Here is a 16,006-nt window from a genome sequence, read left to right as displayed (position 1 = left end):
TCTGAGAGTGGGCCTCGGTCATTTCGAACGGGACGATACAGAGACACGAGAGCGTCGCGGAGATCACCCTCACCCGACCGACCCTTGTTCTGTCCCCGGCGACTAGTCACAACAGCGCAAACCGCCGTCGTCAGTCGATTAAATCGGCGTTAATCCGGCCAAATCGGGAGGAAAGACGGGCTGAGCGAGTACCCGATTTATCCCTACTGGTTAGAAAGATTGACTGTAATGCGAAAGACAAAACCGATCGTGACGCTGTTGGCAGTCGTGTTGCTCGCCGCCGCAGTCGTCCCCGCGGCGGTCAGCGCAGCGCCGACCGTAGAGACGGACGTAGAACAGGACCCCGACACCGGAACGGCAGTCGTGACCGTCGTCCAGAACGGCACGGCAGTTGAGAACGCCACAGTCGAGGTGACGACGGAGGGGAACTACTCCGGGACCGGCAACTACACCACCGACGCGAACGGGACGGTGGCGCTCCCCGAACCCAACGAGACAGTCGCCGTGAACCTGACCGTGACGGTGGACGGCGAATCCGCGACGAGTAGCGCGGAACTCTACCCGCGCGAGGACTCCCTCGACACCTACGTTGAACAGGCCGAGGACGGAACCGCGACGGTCACCGTGACGCAGTACGGTGACGTCGTCGAGAACGCGTCCGTCGAAGTCAGCGCCGACGGCAACTACTCCGAGACGGGCAACTACACCACCGACGCGAACGGCACCGTCTCGCTCTCGCAACCCGAGGAGACGCAGAACGTCACCGTCACCGCGACGTACGACGGACTCGACGCCGAGTTCACCACCGAACTCGCCGGCGCGGCGTCGGAACTCGCCGTCAGCGTCGAACGGGGGTCGGACGGCGCGACGGTCGAAGTGACCCGTAACGACACTGCAGTCGAGAACGCCACCGTCGAAGTCAGCGCCGACGGCAACTACTCCGGCGCGGGGACGTACCGGACGGACGCCGACGGGGAAGTCGCCCTCCCGGCCCCCACCGAGAACGTGACGGTCACCGTCACCGCGAGCAGTGAGGGAGACGAGGCGACGGACACCGCGACGCTGACCACCGAGTACGTCGCCGAGCAGAAGAACTTCGGGCAGTCCGTGACGCGGTTCATCGAGGCGCTCCGCGCGGCGGGATTCAACGGACCGCCGGGCCAGATAATCTCCGACTTCGTGACGTCGAACAACCCCGGTAACGCCGACGATGCGCCGGGTCACGAGAAGAAGAACGACGCGGCGGCCAATGAGTCGAAAGATGACGAGCGCGGACCGCCCGAGAAGGCTCAGAAGAAGGGCAAAGAGAAGGGCGACGACGAGAAGAAAGGTAACGGCAAGAAGGGCAACGCCAAGGACGACAAGGAGGACGACTCCGACGACTCTGGCTCCGACGACGGCGGCAACCGGGGCCCGCCGGACCACGCGAAAGGCGGCAGGTAGACGCGATTCGCGGTAACGGTCTCTTTCTCTTCCGGTTCGATGCGACGCCTACGACTCCCGTTCGAGCCTCGATTCGAGGTCGGCGCGGGAGAGTCCGGCGCGCGCGGCGACGGTGTCCGTGTCCGCGTCGAATCGCCGAACCGCGACGACGGCACCGTCGGCGACGAGTTCCCGCGTCGATGTGGCGGTGGACCACGGCGACGCGGGAACCGCGGATCCCGGACTCGGCGGCGACGGAGGTGACGCGGCGGCGTCGCCCGTCCCCGTCTCGGTACCGTCGTCCGACTCCGCGAGGCGGGTCGCCGAACCCGATCCGTCGTCGCCCCCGAACGCCGTCGGCGGGAGGTCGGAGAGGCGAGCGACGGCGAGCGTACACGCCAACGCGGCGGCCAGCGTTCCGCCGGGAGACGACGACCGGTCCTCGCGGACGCGTTCGACCGTCCCGGCGAGTGCGAGGTACCGTCGGGCGTCGTCGCCGTCGAGAACCGCGCGTTCGGCGGCCGCGTCTCGAACCGCCCTCAGGGCGTCCGCCGTCCCGTCGTCCGTCGTCACGAGTCGGTGCGGGCGTCGTTCTCGGAGGCGTCCGTCGGCGCGTCGAGCGTCGTCTCGACGACGGTACCGTCCGGGCGAAGGCTGACGCGCCCCAGCGTCACCGTGTCGCCGGTGTCGGCGGTGCGGGCGACGCCGCGGAGGGTGGACTCCCGGTCGAGTCGGTCCCAGACGACGCGTTCGACGAGTCGCTGGAACTCGTCGGGGTCGGTCCACCCGGAGTCGATGTCGGAGGGGACGTGGACGACGAACTGCAGGTCGGTCTCCGTGACGTGGATGCCGACGCCGAAGGTGTCTCCTGTCGGCGCGTCCGTGGCGTCGGCGTCGTCGGACTCGGTCATTGTCCGGTGTCGGATCCCCGGAGACAAATATTCGCTGGTGGCGGACCGTGGTACGGCGTGGCGCGGACGGTTCCGGATAGAGTCCCTTTTGCCGTCCGAGAGTTCATCCGCACCTAATGAGTCACAAGATCGGACTCGTCGGCAAACCCTCCGTCGGCAAGTCCTCTTTCTTCAACGCGGCGACGATGAACGACGTGCCGGAGGGCGCGTACCCCTTCACGACCATCGACCCCTCGGTCGGCGAGGCGTACGTCCGCGTCGAGTGTGCGGCCCCCGAGTTCGACGAGTCGTGTACGCCCTCGGTGGGCTTTTGCGACGACGGCGTGCGGTTCGTCCCGGTGAAGTTGGTGGACGTGGCGGGCCTCATCCCCGGCGCGCACGAGGGGAAGGGCCTCGGCAACCAGTTCCTGACGGACCTCAACGAGGCGGACGTCCTCGTCCACGTCGTCGACTTCTCCGGCGAGACGGACATCGAGGGCGAACCCACGGAGGGCCACGACCCCCGCGAGGACATCGACTTCCTCGAAGACGAACTCGACATGTGGTACCTCGACATCCTGGAGAAGGGCCTCGACCGCTACCGGTCGGGCTACAACGGCGAGGAGAAGAACGTCGAGGAGGACCTCGCCGAGCAGATGTCGGCGTTCAAGACGAACAAAGACGAGATAAAGCAGGTGATACTCGGATCGGGTCTCGGGTTGGACCCCGAAGCGTGGGACGGCGACGACAAGGAGGCCGTCGCCCGCGAGATTCGCAAGCGGACGAAGCCGATGGTCATCGCGGCGAACAAGATGGACAAACCGGTCGCGCAGGAGAACTTCGAGGAGATAGCCTCGGACCCCGACTACGACCACCTCTCGTTCGTCCCCGCGAGTGCGCACGCGGAGAAGGCGTTGAAGAAGGCCGACGAGAGCGGCGTCGTCGACTACCGCGCCGGCGACGACGACTTCGAGATCGTCGGCGATATCTCCGAGGAACAGGAGACGGGCTTAGAGCAGATACGCGAGTTCGTCGAGGAGTTCGACGGGACGGGCGTGCAGGCGGCGTTGGAGACGGCCCTGTTCGAGGAGATGGGCGCGATCGCCGTCTTCCCCGGAAGCGCCAACGGCCGGGCCGACACGCAGGGCGTCTTCCGCGACTGCTTCGTCCTCCCGGAGGACTCGACGACGGAGGACTTCGCGTACCACCTCCACTCCGACATCGGCGACGGCTTGCTCCACGGCATCGACTGTCACACGAAACGACAGGTCGGCGCGGACCACGTCCTCTCGCACCGCGACGTGGTCGAGATAGTCACGACGAACTGAACGAATCCCATGAAATACATTGGTTCGGACGGTAAGAGAGAATCGATGCAGGAGGAACGACGCGCCGTCGAGGCCGCAATCTCGGCGGACATCGGCGGTCTGGGGGGAGACGTGACCTTAGAGGACCTCTTCGCCGAGGAGTGGATGAGAGAGCACACCGACGCGCCGTCCATCGGCGCGTTCGTCGCCGAGGGCGACTTCGACGTGACGGACCAGGAGTCGTTCGAGGAGGTTCCCGACGAGGAGTGGGACGACCACGTCGCCGCGAACTCCGAGTTCGAGAGTTGGCGCGCGATGCTGAACGCGGCCATCGAGTCGTACGTCCGGACGCGCATCCTCGACGCCGAGACGGACGCGGGGTCGTTCGACCCCGACGCGAGGCGCCTCGACGACGAACGCTGACGGCCGAAACGGCTCTTCTCGGTCGGCGACGGCCGCGCCAACGTCCGGTTCTCCCGCGCTCCCGGCAGAGACGCCGTCGATTCGGGCCGTCTCCGCGCGCCGCCCGTCAGAACGAACCTCGTCGGCCGAACCGGGCCGTCACCGCGAAACCCCCTCTCCGTCGGTCGCGACCGGACGTCGCGTCCGGGTCAGTTGCCCCTCGAACGAGGCGGTCGGCGAGGAGTCGTCGAGGGCGAGTGCGCGTTGCTTCTCGACTTCGGCGTGGACGGCGTCCGTAATCCGCGCGTGCCCTCCGTAGGGGTCGGCGTACTCGATGCCGCCGCGGACGAGTTCGAGTTCGTCGGGGATTCGGCGCTCGGTCGCCTCGCTCCGCGCGAGAAAGAGCGGAACCGCCACGGACCGCGTCCTCGTCGTGTTGTACCGGACGCACTCCACCGTGGGGTTCTGGATGAGATAGCAGGTGAGAACCTCCCCGTACGCCGACTGCTCGCGGAGTCGGGCCGCGTGATAGTCGATAGTCTGTCGGTGGTAGGGTTTCGAACTGCTCCCGAACCCGACGAGGATGAGAGAGACGTCGTCGGACGGCGGAATCAGGTTCGTCCCCCGTTCCTCGATTACCTCGGTGACGGCCGGGCTCTGTCCGAGCGGTTCGCAGTAGTGAACGTCCCCCGGGACGGACGAGAGCGCGGACGGGATGTCGTTGATCGTCTCGTGGGTGTGTGCGGTACACATCGGAACCGCGTACACGTCGTCGGCGGAGAGTCGCTCGAACCGCCCGCGAAGTTCGCGGATCGGTTCGCTCTCGTACGTCGCCACCTCCACGGCGTCGGCGATAGCGCGCCGGCGGAGTCGTTCGGCGTGGGTTTCGAGCACTTCGTGGGCGTTTCGCGTACCGCGGCCGATGAGGAGGATTGATTCGGATGTCATGGGGGGCGTCCTTTTACAATTATACTTTAGTTAGCCCAAGTTGGGTTGCCTAATTCGTCGAGATGGATTCTCAAATAAGTTTTGGTGACGGCCGTGACGTTCGTCTCCGGGTGGGGCTTCCGTCGCCCCATCGCGCGCTTAGAGTCGGTGTGTCGGCCGAAAACGGCGGTATCGACGGGAAATGAAGTCCCCGACTCCGCGACTCACTCGGTGCGAACGGCGAGCACGGAGAGGTCGGAGAACGGCGACGAGTGCTCGTCCGACTCCGCCGAGAGCGTCCGGAGTTCGCCCAGCGTCGTCCTCGTCACCGCCTCGTCGGCGTGCGTCAACCGCTCCAACACGAGAGCGTCCAGCGACGGCGACGCGCCGCAGTCGAGTAACTCGGCGGCGATGTCCTCGGGCATCCAGTCGTAGGGGCGCGGGAGGACGAGCAGGTTCCGTTCGCCGGCGTCGTCGCGGAGTCGCCGGAGGCCCGGTTCGACGTCCCCGCTCTTGTGAAGCGTCACGAAGGACGTCTCCTCCATCGGCGTTCGCGCCCTGCCGGCGGCGACCTGAAGCGACGATATCCCCGGGATCACGCGAACGGGCGGTTCGACGGCCGCCTGCACCTTCCCGACGAACTGGTAGCCCGAGTGGTTCGGGTCGCCCATCAGGACGGCCGTCCCGGACGCCCCGTCGGCGACTCGGTCGGCGAACGCCGCCAGCGTCTCGGCCTCGTCGCGGTACCCGCAGGTGAGCAGTTCCGCGTCCGTCCGGTCGCGGACGAACTCGACCACCGTCTCGAAGCCCACCACCGCGTCGGCGTCGCGAATCGCGCGTTCGCCGCGGGGGGTCAGATACTCCGGATTCCCGGGGCCGATGCCGACGGCGTACACGGGGCTCTCCGCGGGGGACTCCGGTTCGGGTTCCGACGCCGCGAGTGCCGCCGGGTCGGGGCCGGCGTCTAAGTCGTACCCGTCGCTCACGGGAGTTCGACCTCTCCGTTCCGGGCGTCGCTCGCCACGTGGACGAGTTCGTTCGTCAGGCCGGCCGCGAGTCCGCTTCCGCCGCGGCGACCGACGCTCGTGATCGCCGGGACGCCGTGCGCCCCCGCGACCTCCCGGAGGCGTCTCCGACTCTCGGCCGCTTTGACGAACCCGACCGGCGTGGCGACGACGACGGCGGGGCGCGTCCCGTCCTCGATGCAGTCTGCGAGTGCGAGCGCCGCGGTCGGCGCATTCCCGACGACGGCGATAGCGCCCTCGTAGGTGCCTCGACGGTCGAGTTCGAGCACCGACGCGGCCGTCCGCGTCATCCCCGTCCGCGCCGCGAGTTCGCCGCCGTTCCCGATGGCCTTCTCCACGGGGCAGTCGTGGCCGCGCCCGGTGATACCGGCCTTCACCATGGTGATGTCCGTGACGATAGGACGCTCGTCGAGGACCGCCCGCGCCCCGGCGACGACGGGGTCGTCCTCCGTCTCGCCGGTGAACCGGACGAGGTGTTGGAACTCGGGGTCGCCCGTCGCGTGGACGCTCTTCTGTCTGATTCGGTCGGCCAGCGTCTCGTCGGGGACGAGTTCGCGCACGCGGTCCATGCTCGTCTCGGCGATGTCCATCGCGCTCTCGGTGGTCGCGCCGAGGTCGGCGTACTCCTCGAAGCCGCCTCCGTCCTCCGCGTCGGCACCGCCGCGGTCCCGTCGGCCCTCCTCAGTCGTCATCGCCGGGCACCTCCGGTGCCGTCGCGCGTCCGGCGCGCGCTTCGATGTCGCCGTCCACCCGGAGGTTGACGTCCCGGAGTCGGTCGGCCGTCCCGTCGTCGGCGTCCCACAGTCCGCGCTCGATGGCCTCCAGAAGCGTGTCGCTGATACTCTCTAAGGCCCACGGGTTCACCTCTCGCATCCACTCCTGCCGTTCCTCGTCGAAGGCGTACTTCTCGGCGACGTCGCTCCAGAGGGCGTCGCTGACGACGCCGGTGGTCGCGTCCCACCCGAGGACGACGTCCACGGTGGTCGAGAGGTCGCCCGCGCCCTTGTACTCGTGTTCCTCCATGCTGTCGAGCCAATCGGGGTTGAGCACCCGGGCGCGCATCGCCTTGCGGACCTTCTCCTCGTTCGTGTACACGGAGACGTTGTCGGGGTCGCTGGAGTCGCCGACGTAGGAGGCGGGTTCCTCGCCCGCGATTTCCGAGACGGCGGTGATGAACCCGCCGTGGAACGCGTACCAGTCGGAGCTGTCGAACTCGTCCTGTTCCGCGGTGTCCTCTATCTTGACCGTGGCCTCGACGCTGCCGAGGCGACGCTCGAAGGCGTCGTGCGCCTCGGAGACGCGCCCTCGACTTCCGAGCGCGTACCCGCCCCACCGGACGTACACGTCGGCGAGGTCGGAACGACCCTCCCAGTTCCCCTCGTCCACCGCCTTGTTCGTCCCGGCCCCGTACCCGCCGGGCCGGGTCGTGAACACGCGGTGTCTGGCGGCCTTCTCGGGGTTCTCGACGCCCTCGTCGGCGAGTCGCTCGGCCTCCTCCTCGACGTGCTTCTTGACGTAGTTCATCTCGTGGGGTTCGTCGAGTTCGACCACCGCGTCCACGGCGTCGTGGACGACGCCCGCTGCCTGCGGGAAGGCGTCGCGGAACAGTCCCGAGACGCGCGTGGTGACGTCGATTCGGGGCCGTCCGAGTTCGTCCAAGGGTATCGGCTCCACGTCGTCGACGCGCCCGGCGTCGGTCCAGACGGGTTCGACGCCCATCAGCGCGAGAACCTGCGCGATGGTCTCCCCGCGGGTTCGGACGGTCGGCGTCCCCCACGCGACGACGCCTACCTCCTCGGGGTACTCGTCCTGTTCCCCGCGGTGACGCTCCGCGATGCCGTCGGCGACTTCCCGCCCGACCCGCCACGCGCTCTTCGCGGGTACCTTCCGCGGGTCCAGCGTGTAGAAATTCCGCGCCGTCGGGAGCAGGTCGACGCCGCCCCGAGTAGGTGCGCCGCTTCCGCCGGGGGGGACGTACTCGCCGGCCAGCGCGTCCGCCGTCCGCGGAATCTCCTCTTCCGCACCCCGGACGCGCGGGGCCGCCTCCTCGCAGACGAACGAGAGCGCCTCGCGGAGGCGGCCGTGCGCGCCCGACTTCGCCCGGGCGTCCCCGAGGGGGTCGATATCCACCACGAGCAGATTCATGTTCACCTCGCCGTCGGACTCCGTCCGACGAGCCTCGTCCTCGCTGTACTTGGACGAGACGTCGTCCGGCCCGGCCCCCGTCTCCGAGGCCGGCACGTCGAAGTCGTGCTCCGCGAGCGTCCGAACGAGGTCGAGGCTCGTCTCGTACACCTCGTCGGCGGCTTCCGAGAGCGTCATCCCCAACTCCTCGTCGTACGCCCCCGGCTCGTCGAGCATCCGCTGGTAGTCGATTCCGAGGACGCCGGCCACGCTCTCCCGGAGGCTCGGCCCGCCGGGGTTCTCCAGTCGGGTGAGCGCGACGAGGTACTCCACGAGGCGTTCGTCGGCGGGGGGTTCGCTCATCGTGTGGAGCCCCATCCGAATCTGCGTCGTCTTCACGTCCGTGAGGTACGCGTGGACGCGTTCGACGAGTTCCTCGACGTCCACGTCGTCTCCCTCGACTGCACCTTCCGCGAGGGTGGAACCGGCCTCCTCGGGGCCGCGAACGTCCGCTCGTTCGGCTATCTCCCCGTCGATGCCGAGTTCGACGGCGAGGTCCAGTTCCTCGACTCTCTCGCGGAGGAGTCGTTCGAGGTGTTCGCCGTCGTCGGTGCGGGCGTCCTCCATGCCCGCCTCGCGGTACTGGTCGGCGAGTTCTTCGAGTTCGGCGAGTTCGTCGTAGGTGCCGGCGTTGCGCATCACCGGCGTCAGGTAGTCGACGATAGCCGCGTAGGAACGCCGCTTCGCTTGGGTCCCCTCGCCCGGGTTGTTGACGATGTACGGGTAGACGTTCGGTAGGTCGCCGACCAACTGGTCCGGGGCGCTCTCGCCGTTCAGCCCCACCGTCTTGCCGGGGAGCCACTCCAGACTCCCGTGGGTGCCGAGGTGGACGACGGCGTCGGCGCCGAAGGCGTTCCGAAGCCACCCGTAGAACGCCACGTAGTCGTGCGGCGGTTGGAGGTCGGAGTCGTGGTACACCTTCGAGGGGTCCATCCCGAACCCGCGCGGCGGTTGGACGGTGACGAGGACGTTCCCGAACTCGACGCCGGGGACGGCGAACGGTCGCTCGGGGGGCTCTCCCCACTCCTCGACGACGTTCTCCCGGAAGCGCTCGTCCGCGGCCTCGAACCACTCGCGGTACTGCTCCGGGGAGACGACGTCGACGCTCAGGTCCCGCACGTCCTCGGGGGCGACCCAGCGGTCGTCGAGGGTCAACTGCGCCGTCAGCCGGTCCACGAGGGACTGACCGCTCTCCGGGAGTCGTCCGCCGTCTCGCGGGTCGATTCGCTCCCCGCTCGACTGTTCCGAGTCGCATAGCGCCTCGCCGAGGTCGTATCCACGGGCGGCCAACTCTTCGAGGAGGTTGACGGTGCTCTCCGGGCTGTCAAGTCCGAAGGCGGTGCCGATGCCGTCGTCGCTCGGCGGGTAGTTGTGGAGGACGACCGCGACGTTCTTCTCCTCGTTGGGAGTGTGCTGGAGCGTCGCCCAGTTGACCGCGAGGCGCGCGGCGTGGTCCACCCGGTCGTCGATGGGGAAGTGCTGCTTCGGCGCGCTTCCGATGCCCGCCTCGTCGTCGGTTCGCTCCTTGCCGCTGATCGGGTGGGTGACGACGTTGCCGTCGAACTCCGGGAGCGCGACCGAGAGGGCGAGTTCGAAGCCCATCACCCCGGTGTCGCTCTTCTCGTACCGAGAGCGAGAGCGCATCGTCGTCACGGTCTGAATCACGGGCACGCCGAGTCGGTCGAGGAACACGTCCTCCGCGCCGTCGCCCTCGTCGTCCGCCGCCCGCCCCCGTTCGTCCATCGACAGCGAGAACATGAACGACGAGAGCACGGCGTCGACGACGGGTTCGCCGTCCTCGTCGAGCAACCACGCCTCGGTCACTCGCTCGGCGTCCCACTGCTCGTCGCCGTCCGTCGCGGGGTTGCAGAATATCGGAAGTGCGTCCGCGCCCTGCGCCTCGACGGCGCGCACCTGCGCGTCGACGTAGCGGGTGTTCTCGTGGGTCCAGTGGGACTCGTAGAACCAGACGGCGACCGTCGGCGTCTCCGGGTCGAACGTGCCGACGAGTTCGTCGTACGACGCGCCCGGGTGGTCGGGGTGGTAGACGCCCTCCGTCGGGAGCGTCACGGGGTCGTCGTACTCGTAGTCGCCGTCCCCGTACTCGTCGGCGAGGAATCGGACGCAGTTCGCCACGTTGCTGGTTCCGCCCCGCGCTAAGTACTCGTACACCCGGTCGCGGTCCGACGCGGCGACGGACGTGTCCTCCAGCGCGTACGCGTCGCCGGTCGATTTGACGACCAGCGGAACGCCGGCGTCTTCGAGACGGCCGACGGCGTGGTCGTACCCCGGCATGCTCTCCTCCGCGCCGTGGAGCCAGAAGATCGCCGCCGTCGCGTCTTCTATCTCGTCGAGGAACGCGTCGACGTCCGCCTGCCCGTCGAAATCGCTCTCCGAGCGAACGACCAGATTCGCGTCCGTCCGCGCGGCGGCCCGCTGGACGGCCCCGAGCTCGTTTTCGGTCGCGGTGTATAGGCCGATTGTTGACATAACGTTGTTAAACCTCCATTGCGCTAATACAACCATGGTTGATTTCGGCAGAGCCAAAAAAGCTTCGTACGACCGGGGTACGTCGCTCTCTTTCTCGGAAATCGTCGGTCAGGAGGAACTCAAGAGCGCTTTACTAACCGTCGCGGCGAACGAAGAGTTGGACGGGCTGCTGATACGCGGCGAGAAGGGGACGGCGAAATCCACCGCGGTCCGGGCGCTGACGGACCTCCTCCCGAGACAGGAGGTCGTCGAGGGCTGCCCCTACGGCTGTCCGCCGAACGCCCCGGCGGAGCAGTGCACGGACTGTCGCGACCGGTCGGACCCGCCGACGACCGAGCGGCCGGTACCGCTCGTGACGCTGCCGTTGGGGGCGACGCGCGAACGGGTAGTGGGGACGCTCTCCGTCGCGGACGCCTTGGCCGGGGACCGCGAGTTCGACCCCGGACTGCTCGCCCGCGCGAACCGCGGCATCCTCTACGTGGACGAGGTGAACCTCCTCGACGACCACCTCGTGGACGTGCTGCTCGACGCGGCGGCGAGCGGGGTCAACACGGTCGAACGCGACGGCGTGAGCGTCTCCCACCCGGCCGAGTTCACGCTCGTCGGGACGATGAACCCCGAGGAGGGAGAGCTCAGACCGCAGTTGCGCGACCGCTTCGCGCTCCAAGCGACGGTCACGGCCTGCGAGGACCTCGACCGGCGGGTGAGCATCATCGACCGGGCGATGGGTCGGACGGGCGCCGACGGACAACGTCCGTCGAGCCGCCGAGGGAACCTCGGCGACGTAGTCGAGCAGAGCTCGACTGCCCATCGGACACAGTCCGATGACGCCGACGCGACCGAGGCGTCGGACGACGGACGCGACGACGAGGCCCTCCGAAGCCGACTGCGACGGGCCCGAGAACGGCTCCCCGAGGTCGTACTTCCGACGGAGTTCGCCAGAGACATCGCGGAACTCTGCCGGGACTCGGGCGTCGAGGGACACCGCGGGGACATCGCCGCGGCGCGCGCCGCCACGACGTTCGCCGCCCTCGACGGGCGCTCGAAGGTGGTCGAGTCCGACGTTCGGCGGGCGGCGGAGCTCGCTCTCCCCCACCGGCTTCGGTCGCGCCCGTTCGAGGACGCCCCCGACCCCGACGAACTCATCGACGACCACTTCGACGGCGGAGGCGATGACGGCCGGGAGGGCGCGGAGGACGGAGAGGACGGGGAGGAGCGTAACGAAGGGGACCGCTCCGACCCCGACGAGGTGTCCTCCGACGGGCCGAACGACGCCGGCGGGACGGACGATTCCGGCCGGACGACGCCCGACCCGTCCGAACCGGACGGCGGGAGCGACGCCGACAGCAGAGGCGATGAGTCCGACGGCGAAGGCGACGAGTCCGACGGCGGGAGTGGCGGCGCGGACGGCGGAGCCGAAGCGCGGACCGGCGACGGCGACCGTGAGTCGGGCGAGAGCGACGAGCGGACGGAGGGAACACCGATGGTGCCGGGGCAGTCCCGCGCCGGCGTCGGGGAGTCGGCCGCCCCCGAACTGTCCGCGCCGGAGGCCGTCGAGCGGGGGAGAGCGGGGAGCGGAACCCGGTCGCGGACGCGGCCGCACGCGGACGACGACGGGGCCCGCGTGCGGAGTAAGCGCGCGGACTCGAACCGGCGCATCGACGCCGCGGCGTCGGTTCGCGCGGCGACCGCCCGCGGGGCGTCGTCCGTCGAGTCGCGCGACCTGCGCCAGTCCGTCTCTCGGAGCGACGCCTCCGCGCTCGTGCTGTTTGTCGTCGATGCCAGCGCCTCGATGCTGCCCGCGATGCGCGCGGCGAAGGGCACCGTGCTCGAACTCCTGAAGGACGCGTACCGACAGCGCGACGAAGTCGCGTTCGTCGCCTTCGCCGGCGACGAGGCGAGCGTCCTCCTCCCGCCGACGGACAGCGTCACCCTCGCCGCTCGCCACCTGAAGGACCTGCCGACCGGCGACCGGACGCCGCTGCCCGCCGGACTCCGGACCGCCGGCGACGTCCTCGAACGGGCCGACCCGGCCGCCGGCGTCGTCGTCCTCGTCACCGACGGGCGGGCGAACGTCGCGGACGGCAGTCCGGTCCGGGAGACGCGCGAGGCCGCGCGCCGGTTGACCGAGTTCGGCGCTCACGTGGTCGTCGTGGACGCGGGCGACGACGAGAGGACCGGACTGACGGGAGTGATAGCGGACGAGACGGACGGCGAGCGCGTCCCGCTCTCCTCGCTCTCCGCCGGACGGATAGACGCCGCCGTCGGCGCCGCCCACGAAAGTTAGGTTTCGCCCACTCGGAAGATTTACAAGTTCACTTGTTATTGTGCAACTGTGGTTTAGAATGGCGGCTGCCAACAACACCGTTCACGGTCGTATCGAACAGGCTCGAATGGAACTGACGCCGACGCAGATGGCCGTCGGACTCGCTCTCGTCGCCGCGCTCGGCTTCGCACTGCTGTTCGTGCAGGAGCCGATGGTGCACGATTCGATGCACAACTTCCGGCACGCGGCGGGCGTCACCTGCCACTGAGTATGCTCTTTACCTACGTAAAGCGGGGCGTGAAGGCGGGCATCGTCGCCGGACTGGTGTTCGGCCTGCTCGTCGCCCTCGTCGGCAACCCGTTCATCGCGCTCGCCGACGAGTTCGGCGGCGACGGTCACCACGCGGGGGGCCACCACCACGAGGCGGGCGACGCGCACCACGACAGCGCCGTTTCGACGGCGGTCACGAACGGAGTGAGCGTCGTCTCCGGCGTCCTGTGGGGCGTCCTCCTCGGCGGGGTGGTCTTCGGCGTCGCCTACTACCTCCTCGAACCCGCGATACCGGGAACCGGCGGAACGAAGAGCTACCTCGTGGCCGCGGCGGGCTTCGTCACCGTCTCGGGCGCGCCGTGGCTCGTGCTCCCGCCGCAGGTCGGAGGAGAGCAGGCGCTCCCGACGGACACCCGCATCCTCCTCTACGGGGGGATGATGGTCGCCGGCGGGCTCGTCTGCCTGCTCTCGGGGTTCGCGTACGACCGTCTCCGAGGCGCGCACGGACGAGTCACCGCCGCCATCGCCGCGGTGCTTCCCTTCGCTCTGCTCGCGGTTCCGGTCGCGCTCGCGCCGGCGAACCCCGCAGAGAGTCCGCTTCCCGCCGAGTTGGCGACGGGGCTGACCGGGATGGTCGTGTTCGGACAGGCGGTGCTCTGGCTGGTCCTCGCGGGGACGCACGCCCGCCTCCGTCTCCGCTCGGCGGACGGTCGGACGGCCGAGGGCGCGACGCCGCGGACGGACGCGACGGTCGGGGCGGACTGATGAGGCGTCGAACCGCGGACGTCGCCGAGAGGGGGTTCTCCGACCACGTGCTCGTCTGTACGAACGCGCGGGACTCGGAGTACGCCTGCTGTGCGGACGCGCGCGGCGCGGCGGTGTACGACGCGGTGACGTCGTGGCTTCGCGACCGAGGCGTCTTCTGGTCGCGCGTCCACGTCGCCGAGACGAGCTGTCTCGGACTGTGTAGCGCCGAGGGCACCGCGGTGGCCATCCACCCTCGCGGCCGGTGGTACTCGGACGTGACTCCGGAGGAGGTACCGGACCTGCTCGAAGGCGAGTTCGGCCCGGAGGCGACGGAGTTAGGTGACGGCCGAGGCGACGAGGTTCCGGCGGACGAGTAGCGCCGCGCGCGTTCTGCCGCCGTCCGAGGAACGTCGAGGCCCCACAGAAGAACTGTTCTCTCAGTGTTCGGCGAGTAATCGACTACGCTGCCGCTGCCTACCGTCGGCCTTCGGTTCCGAGCAGCAACCGGTACGTGCCGCGTTCCTCGCCGTCGTCGTGATAGACGACGGGTTCCTCCACGGCGGCGAACGCCTCGCCGTCGAGTGCGACCGCCGTGACGACGCCGTCGGTTTCGAGGCTCGCCCCGTGGCCGACCCCGACGCCGAACAGTCGCAGGCCGTGGACGTCGGCGTCGCGCGTCCGGAAGTGCTGCGCCCCGGGAACGGCCACGCGTCCTCCCTCGGTGCCAAGTTCGCCGGCGAACCCGCCGACGGAGGCCGTCCACGCGCGTTCGCCGTCGGGGGTGTAGCCGAAGGCGGTGTGTTCGCGCGGATGCAGCGACTCGGTCTCGCGACCGTCGGTCGAGTACGTGTTCCCCGTGACGAACACCGCGCCGTCGGCCGTCGCGTGCGCGTGATTCGGATACGCGTACAGCGTTTCGTCGCCGACGGACGTCGGGGGCGCTAGATCGACGCGCCACTCCTCGGACCCCCCTCGGCCGAGGCGGTACCCGCGGTAGTCGCCGTGACTGGCGACGACGGCGCCGTCGCCGACGAGGGAGACGTCGCCGACGCGTCGCTGACCGTCGGTGCCGGGGTCCCACTCCCACCGTACCGCGCCCGTCTCCGCGTTGAGGACGACGAGGCCGTACTGGTGAGTCCCCGGACAGCGGTTGTACGCGACCCCGAGGCGGCGACCGTCGGCGTCGATGCTGATCGGGGAGGCGTCGGTCTCGTGCGTCCAAATCGGCTCTCCTCCCTCGTCGAAGGCGTAGACCGCGCTGGAGAACGACCGGTGGTCGCCGTCGCGTTCGTAGCGGCGGGAGGCGACGTACAGTCGGTCGCCGTCGGACGCGGTATCGACGACGAACGGGAGGAAGAACCGGGACGCTCTCTGCGGAGTTCCCACGTCCGCCGCCGTGTCGTACGCCCAGCGGAGTTCGCCGCCGTCGGCGTCGTAGAGCCGGACGGTCCCCTCGGGGCCGCGTTCGCCGACCGCGACGCCGTCGCCGAACGACGCCGCCGACACGACGGACGCGCTCTCGCTCCACGTTTCGGCGCTCCAACGCTCGTCGAGCGTGGACCGGTCGTGCGCGAGGACGTCGCCGGCGGCCGTCCCGGTGACGACGAGTTCGCCGACCAGTTCGACCGCCGACCGGCGGCCGGCGTGGCGTGACCGGGCCGGCGTCACCTCGCCGAGTTCGACCGCACGCGGTTCTCCCGCGTCACTCATCGACGGGGAACGTCTCGTGGAGGACGTCGTGCGCCTCGCCCAGTCCGCCGAGGACGCTCTCGCCGTGGTCGGTCAGCCTGTGAACGGCGCGTTCGGCGTCTCGAACGGCCACCAGCCGTCCGCGGAGGTAGTCGTACTCCGGGTCGTCCGCGTCCGTCGCGGCTATCTCCTCTTCGAGGTCCACCAGCGCCGCGTCGAGGTGGCGCTGGACCTCCGAGAGCGTCGCGGCGTTCGCCAAGGCCTCGACGGGTCCGTCGAGGTGCCCGTCGAGTTCCGTTTTGGCGTGTTCGCGTACGCTCCGGTCTTCGGTTCCGAGCACGTTCATCAGTCCGAGTCGTAGCGCTTCGATTTCGTAGCAGCTCATTG

The 16,006-nt window shown here is 69.1% G+C and carries 15 protein-coding genes; 7 read left to right on the top strand and 8 right to left on the bottom strand.

Annotated features, from left to right (window positions below; genetic code table 11):
* Positions 1-228 precede the first annotated feature (228 nt).
* Complete coding sequence (locus ACFQEV_RS07965; RefSeq protein ID WP_379694505.1) at positions 229-1,443, top strand: hypothetical protein; 1,215 nt, start codon at positions 229-231, stop codon at positions 1,441-1,443.
* Between the two features lie 48 nt (positions 1,444-1,491).
* Here the strand turns inward: ACFQEV_RS07965 and ACFQEV_RS07960 are convergent, their stop codons facing one another.
* Both ACFQEV_RS07960 and ACFQEV_RS07955 read right to left on the bottom strand, forming a co-directional pair.
* Entirely contained in the window at positions 1,492-1,995 is a 504-nt protein-coding gene (locus tag ACFQEV_RS07960) for a hypothetical protein (protein ID WP_379694503.1), read from the bottom strand.
* Positions 1,992-2,333, bottom strand: a complete 342-nt coding sequence (locus ACFQEV_RS07955) for a hypothetical protein (protein WP_379694500.1) — start codon at positions 2,331-2,333, stop codon at positions 1,992-1,994. The genes ACFQEV_RS07960 and ACFQEV_RS07955 overlap by 4 nt, the downstream gene beginning before the upstream one ends.
* A gap of 116 nt (positions 2,334-2,449) precedes the next feature.
* Between ACFQEV_RS07955 and ACFQEV_RS07950 the strand changes: the two genes are divergently transcribed.
* Both ACFQEV_RS07950 and ACFQEV_RS07945 read left to right on the top strand, forming a co-directional pair.
* Positions 2,450-3,640, top strand: coding sequence for a redox-regulated ATPase YchF (locus ACFQEV_RS07950; RefSeq protein ID WP_379694498.1), 1,191 nt, complete (start codon positions 2,450-2,452; stop codon positions 3,638-3,640).
* A gap of 45 nt (positions 3,641-3,685) precedes the next feature.
* A complete protein-coding gene (locus tag ACFQEV_RS07945) occupies positions 3,686-4,042 on the top strand; it encodes a hypothetical protein (protein ID WP_379694496.1) in 357 nt (118 codons plus the stop codon).
* 138 nt (positions 4,043-4,180) lie between these two features.
* Here the strand turns inward: ACFQEV_RS07945 and ACFQEV_RS07940 are convergent, their stop codons facing one another.
* The 4 genes from ACFQEV_RS07940 to cobN form a co-directional block, all read right to left on the bottom strand.
* Positions 4,181-4,969: a CbiX/SirB N-terminal domain-containing protein gene (locus ACFQEV_RS07940; protein WP_379694493.1), complete on the bottom strand. Its 789-nt coding sequence runs from the start codon at positions 4,967-4,969 to the stop codon at positions 4,181-4,183.
* Positions 4,970-5,172: 203 nt separating this feature from the next.
* Positions 5,173-5,934 (bottom strand): cobalt-precorrin-7 (C(5))-methyltransferase, encoded by a 762-nt coding sequence (locus ACFQEV_RS07935; RefSeq protein ID WP_379694490.1) that lies wholly within the window; start codon positions 5,932-5,934, stop codon positions 5,173-5,175.
* Positions 5,931-6,665, bottom strand: a complete 735-nt coding sequence (locus ACFQEV_RS07930) for a precorrin-8X methylmutase (protein WP_379694488.1) — start codon at positions 6,663-6,665, stop codon at positions 5,931-5,933. Before ACFQEV_RS07930 ends, ACFQEV_RS07935 begins: the two co-directional genes overlap by 4 nt.
* Complete coding sequence (gene cobN / locus ACFQEV_RS07925; RefSeq protein WP_379694486.1) at positions 6,655-10,647, bottom strand: cobaltochelatase subunit CobN; 3,993 nt, start codon at positions 10,645-10,647, stop codon at positions 6,655-6,657. The genes ACFQEV_RS07930 and cobN overlap by 11 nt, the downstream gene beginning before the upstream one ends.
* 34 nt (positions 10,648-10,681) lie before the next feature.
* Between cobN and ACFQEV_RS07920 the strand changes: the two genes are divergently transcribed.
* The 4 genes from ACFQEV_RS07920 to ACFQEV_RS07905 are packed head-to-tail and all read left to right on the top strand — an operon-like array spanning position 10,682 to position 14,307.
* Positions 10,682-12,934, top strand: a complete 2,253-nt coding sequence (locus ACFQEV_RS07920) for an ATP-binding protein (RefSeq protein ID WP_379694483.1) — start codon at positions 10,682-10,684, stop codon at positions 12,932-12,934.
* Between the two features lie 58 nt (positions 12,935-12,992).
* Positions 12,993-13,181 carry a CbtB domain-containing protein gene (locus ACFQEV_RS07915; RefSeq protein WP_379694481.1) on the top strand — a complete coding sequence of 63 codons (189 nt, stop codon included), beginning with the start codon at positions 12,993-12,995 and terminating at the stop codon, positions 13,179-13,181.
* A 2-nt stretch (positions 13,182-13,183) separates the two neighbouring features.
* Entirely contained in the window at positions 13,184-13,948 is a 765-nt protein-coding gene (locus tag ACFQEV_RS07910) for a CbtA family protein (RefSeq protein ID WP_379694478.1), read from the top strand.
* Positions 13,948-14,307, top strand: coding sequence for a (2Fe-2S) ferredoxin domain-containing protein (locus ACFQEV_RS07905; protein ID WP_379694476.1), 360 nt, complete (start codon positions 13,948-13,950; stop codon positions 14,305-14,307). Before ACFQEV_RS07910 ends, ACFQEV_RS07905 begins: the two co-directional genes overlap by 1 nt.
* 97 nt (positions 14,308-14,404) lie before the next feature.
* Here the strand turns inward: ACFQEV_RS07905 and ACFQEV_RS07900 are convergent, their stop codons facing one another.
* A complete protein-coding gene (locus ACFQEV_RS07900; protein ID WP_379694474.1) occupies positions 14,405-15,640 on the bottom strand; it encodes an outer membrane protein assembly factor BamB family protein in 1,236 nt (411 codons plus the stop codon).
* Positions 15,633-16,004: a DUF3209 family protein gene (locus ACFQEV_RS07895; RefSeq protein ID WP_379694472.1), complete on the bottom strand. Its 372-nt coding sequence runs from the start codon at positions 16,002-16,004 to the stop codon at positions 15,633-15,635. Before ACFQEV_RS07895 ends, ACFQEV_RS07900 begins: the two co-directional genes overlap by 8 nt.
* Positions 16,005-16,006 lie beyond the last annotated feature (2 nt).

The sequence above is a fragment of the Halopelagius fulvigenes genome (assembly GCF_042662625.1).
Taxonomy (GTDB): Archaea; Halobacteriota; Halobacteria; order Halobacteriales; family Haloferacaceae; genus Halopelagius; species Halopelagius fulvigenes.
Note: the sequence above shows the minus strand (reverse complement) of the source record. Positions and strands in the feature narration are given on the sequence as shown.

Coding starts and splice junctions, on each gene's coding strand:
- ACFQEV_RS07965 (WP_379694505.1), top strand. CDS start 229: ATGCGAAAGACAAAACCGATCGTGACGCTGTTGGCAGTCGTGTTGCTC.
- ACFQEV_RS07955 (WP_379694500.1), bottom strand. CDS start 2,333: ATGACCGAGTCCGACGACGCCGACGCCACGGACGCGCCGACAGGAGAC.
- ACFQEV_RS07950 (WP_379694498.1), top strand. CDS start 2,450: ATGAGTCACAAGATCGGACTCGTCGGCAAACCCTCCGTCGGCAAGTCC.
- ACFQEV_RS07945 (WP_379694496.1), top strand. CDS start 3,686: ATGCAGGAGGAACGACGCGCCGTCGAGGCCGCAATCTCGGCGGACATC.
- ACFQEV_RS07940 (WP_379694493.1), bottom strand. CDS start 4,969: ATGACATCCGAATCAATCCTCCTCATCGGCCGCGGTACGCGAAACGCC.
- ACFQEV_RS07930 (WP_379694488.1), bottom strand. CDS start 6,665: ATGACGACTGAGGAGGGCCGACGGGACCGCGGCGGTGCCGACGCGGAG.
- cobN (WP_379694486.1), bottom strand. CDS start 10,647: ATGTCAACAATCGGCCTATACACCGCGACCGAAAACGAGCTCGGGGCC.
- ACFQEV_RS07920 (WP_379694483.1), top strand. CDS start 10,682: ATGGTTGATTTCGGCAGAGCCAAAAAAGCTTCGTACGACCGGGGTACG.
- ACFQEV_RS07915 (WP_379694481.1), top strand. CDS start 12,993: ATGGCGGCTGCCAACAACACCGTTCACGGTCGTATCGAACAGGCTCGA.
- ACFQEV_RS07910 (WP_379694478.1), top strand. CDS start 13,184: ATGCTCTTTACCTACGTAAAGCGGGGCGTGAAGGCGGGCATCGTCGCC.
- ACFQEV_RS07905 (WP_379694476.1), top strand. CDS start 13,948: ATGAGGCGTCGAACCGCGGACGTCGCCGAGAGGGGGTTCTCCGACCAC.
- ACFQEV_RS07900 (WP_379694474.1), bottom strand. CDS start 15,640: ATGAGTGACGCGGGAGAACCGCGTGCGGTCGAACTCGGCGAGGTGACG.
- ACFQEV_RS07895 (WP_379694472.1), bottom strand. CDS start 16,004: ATGAGCTGCTACGAAATCGAAGCGCTACGACTCGGACTGATGAACGTG.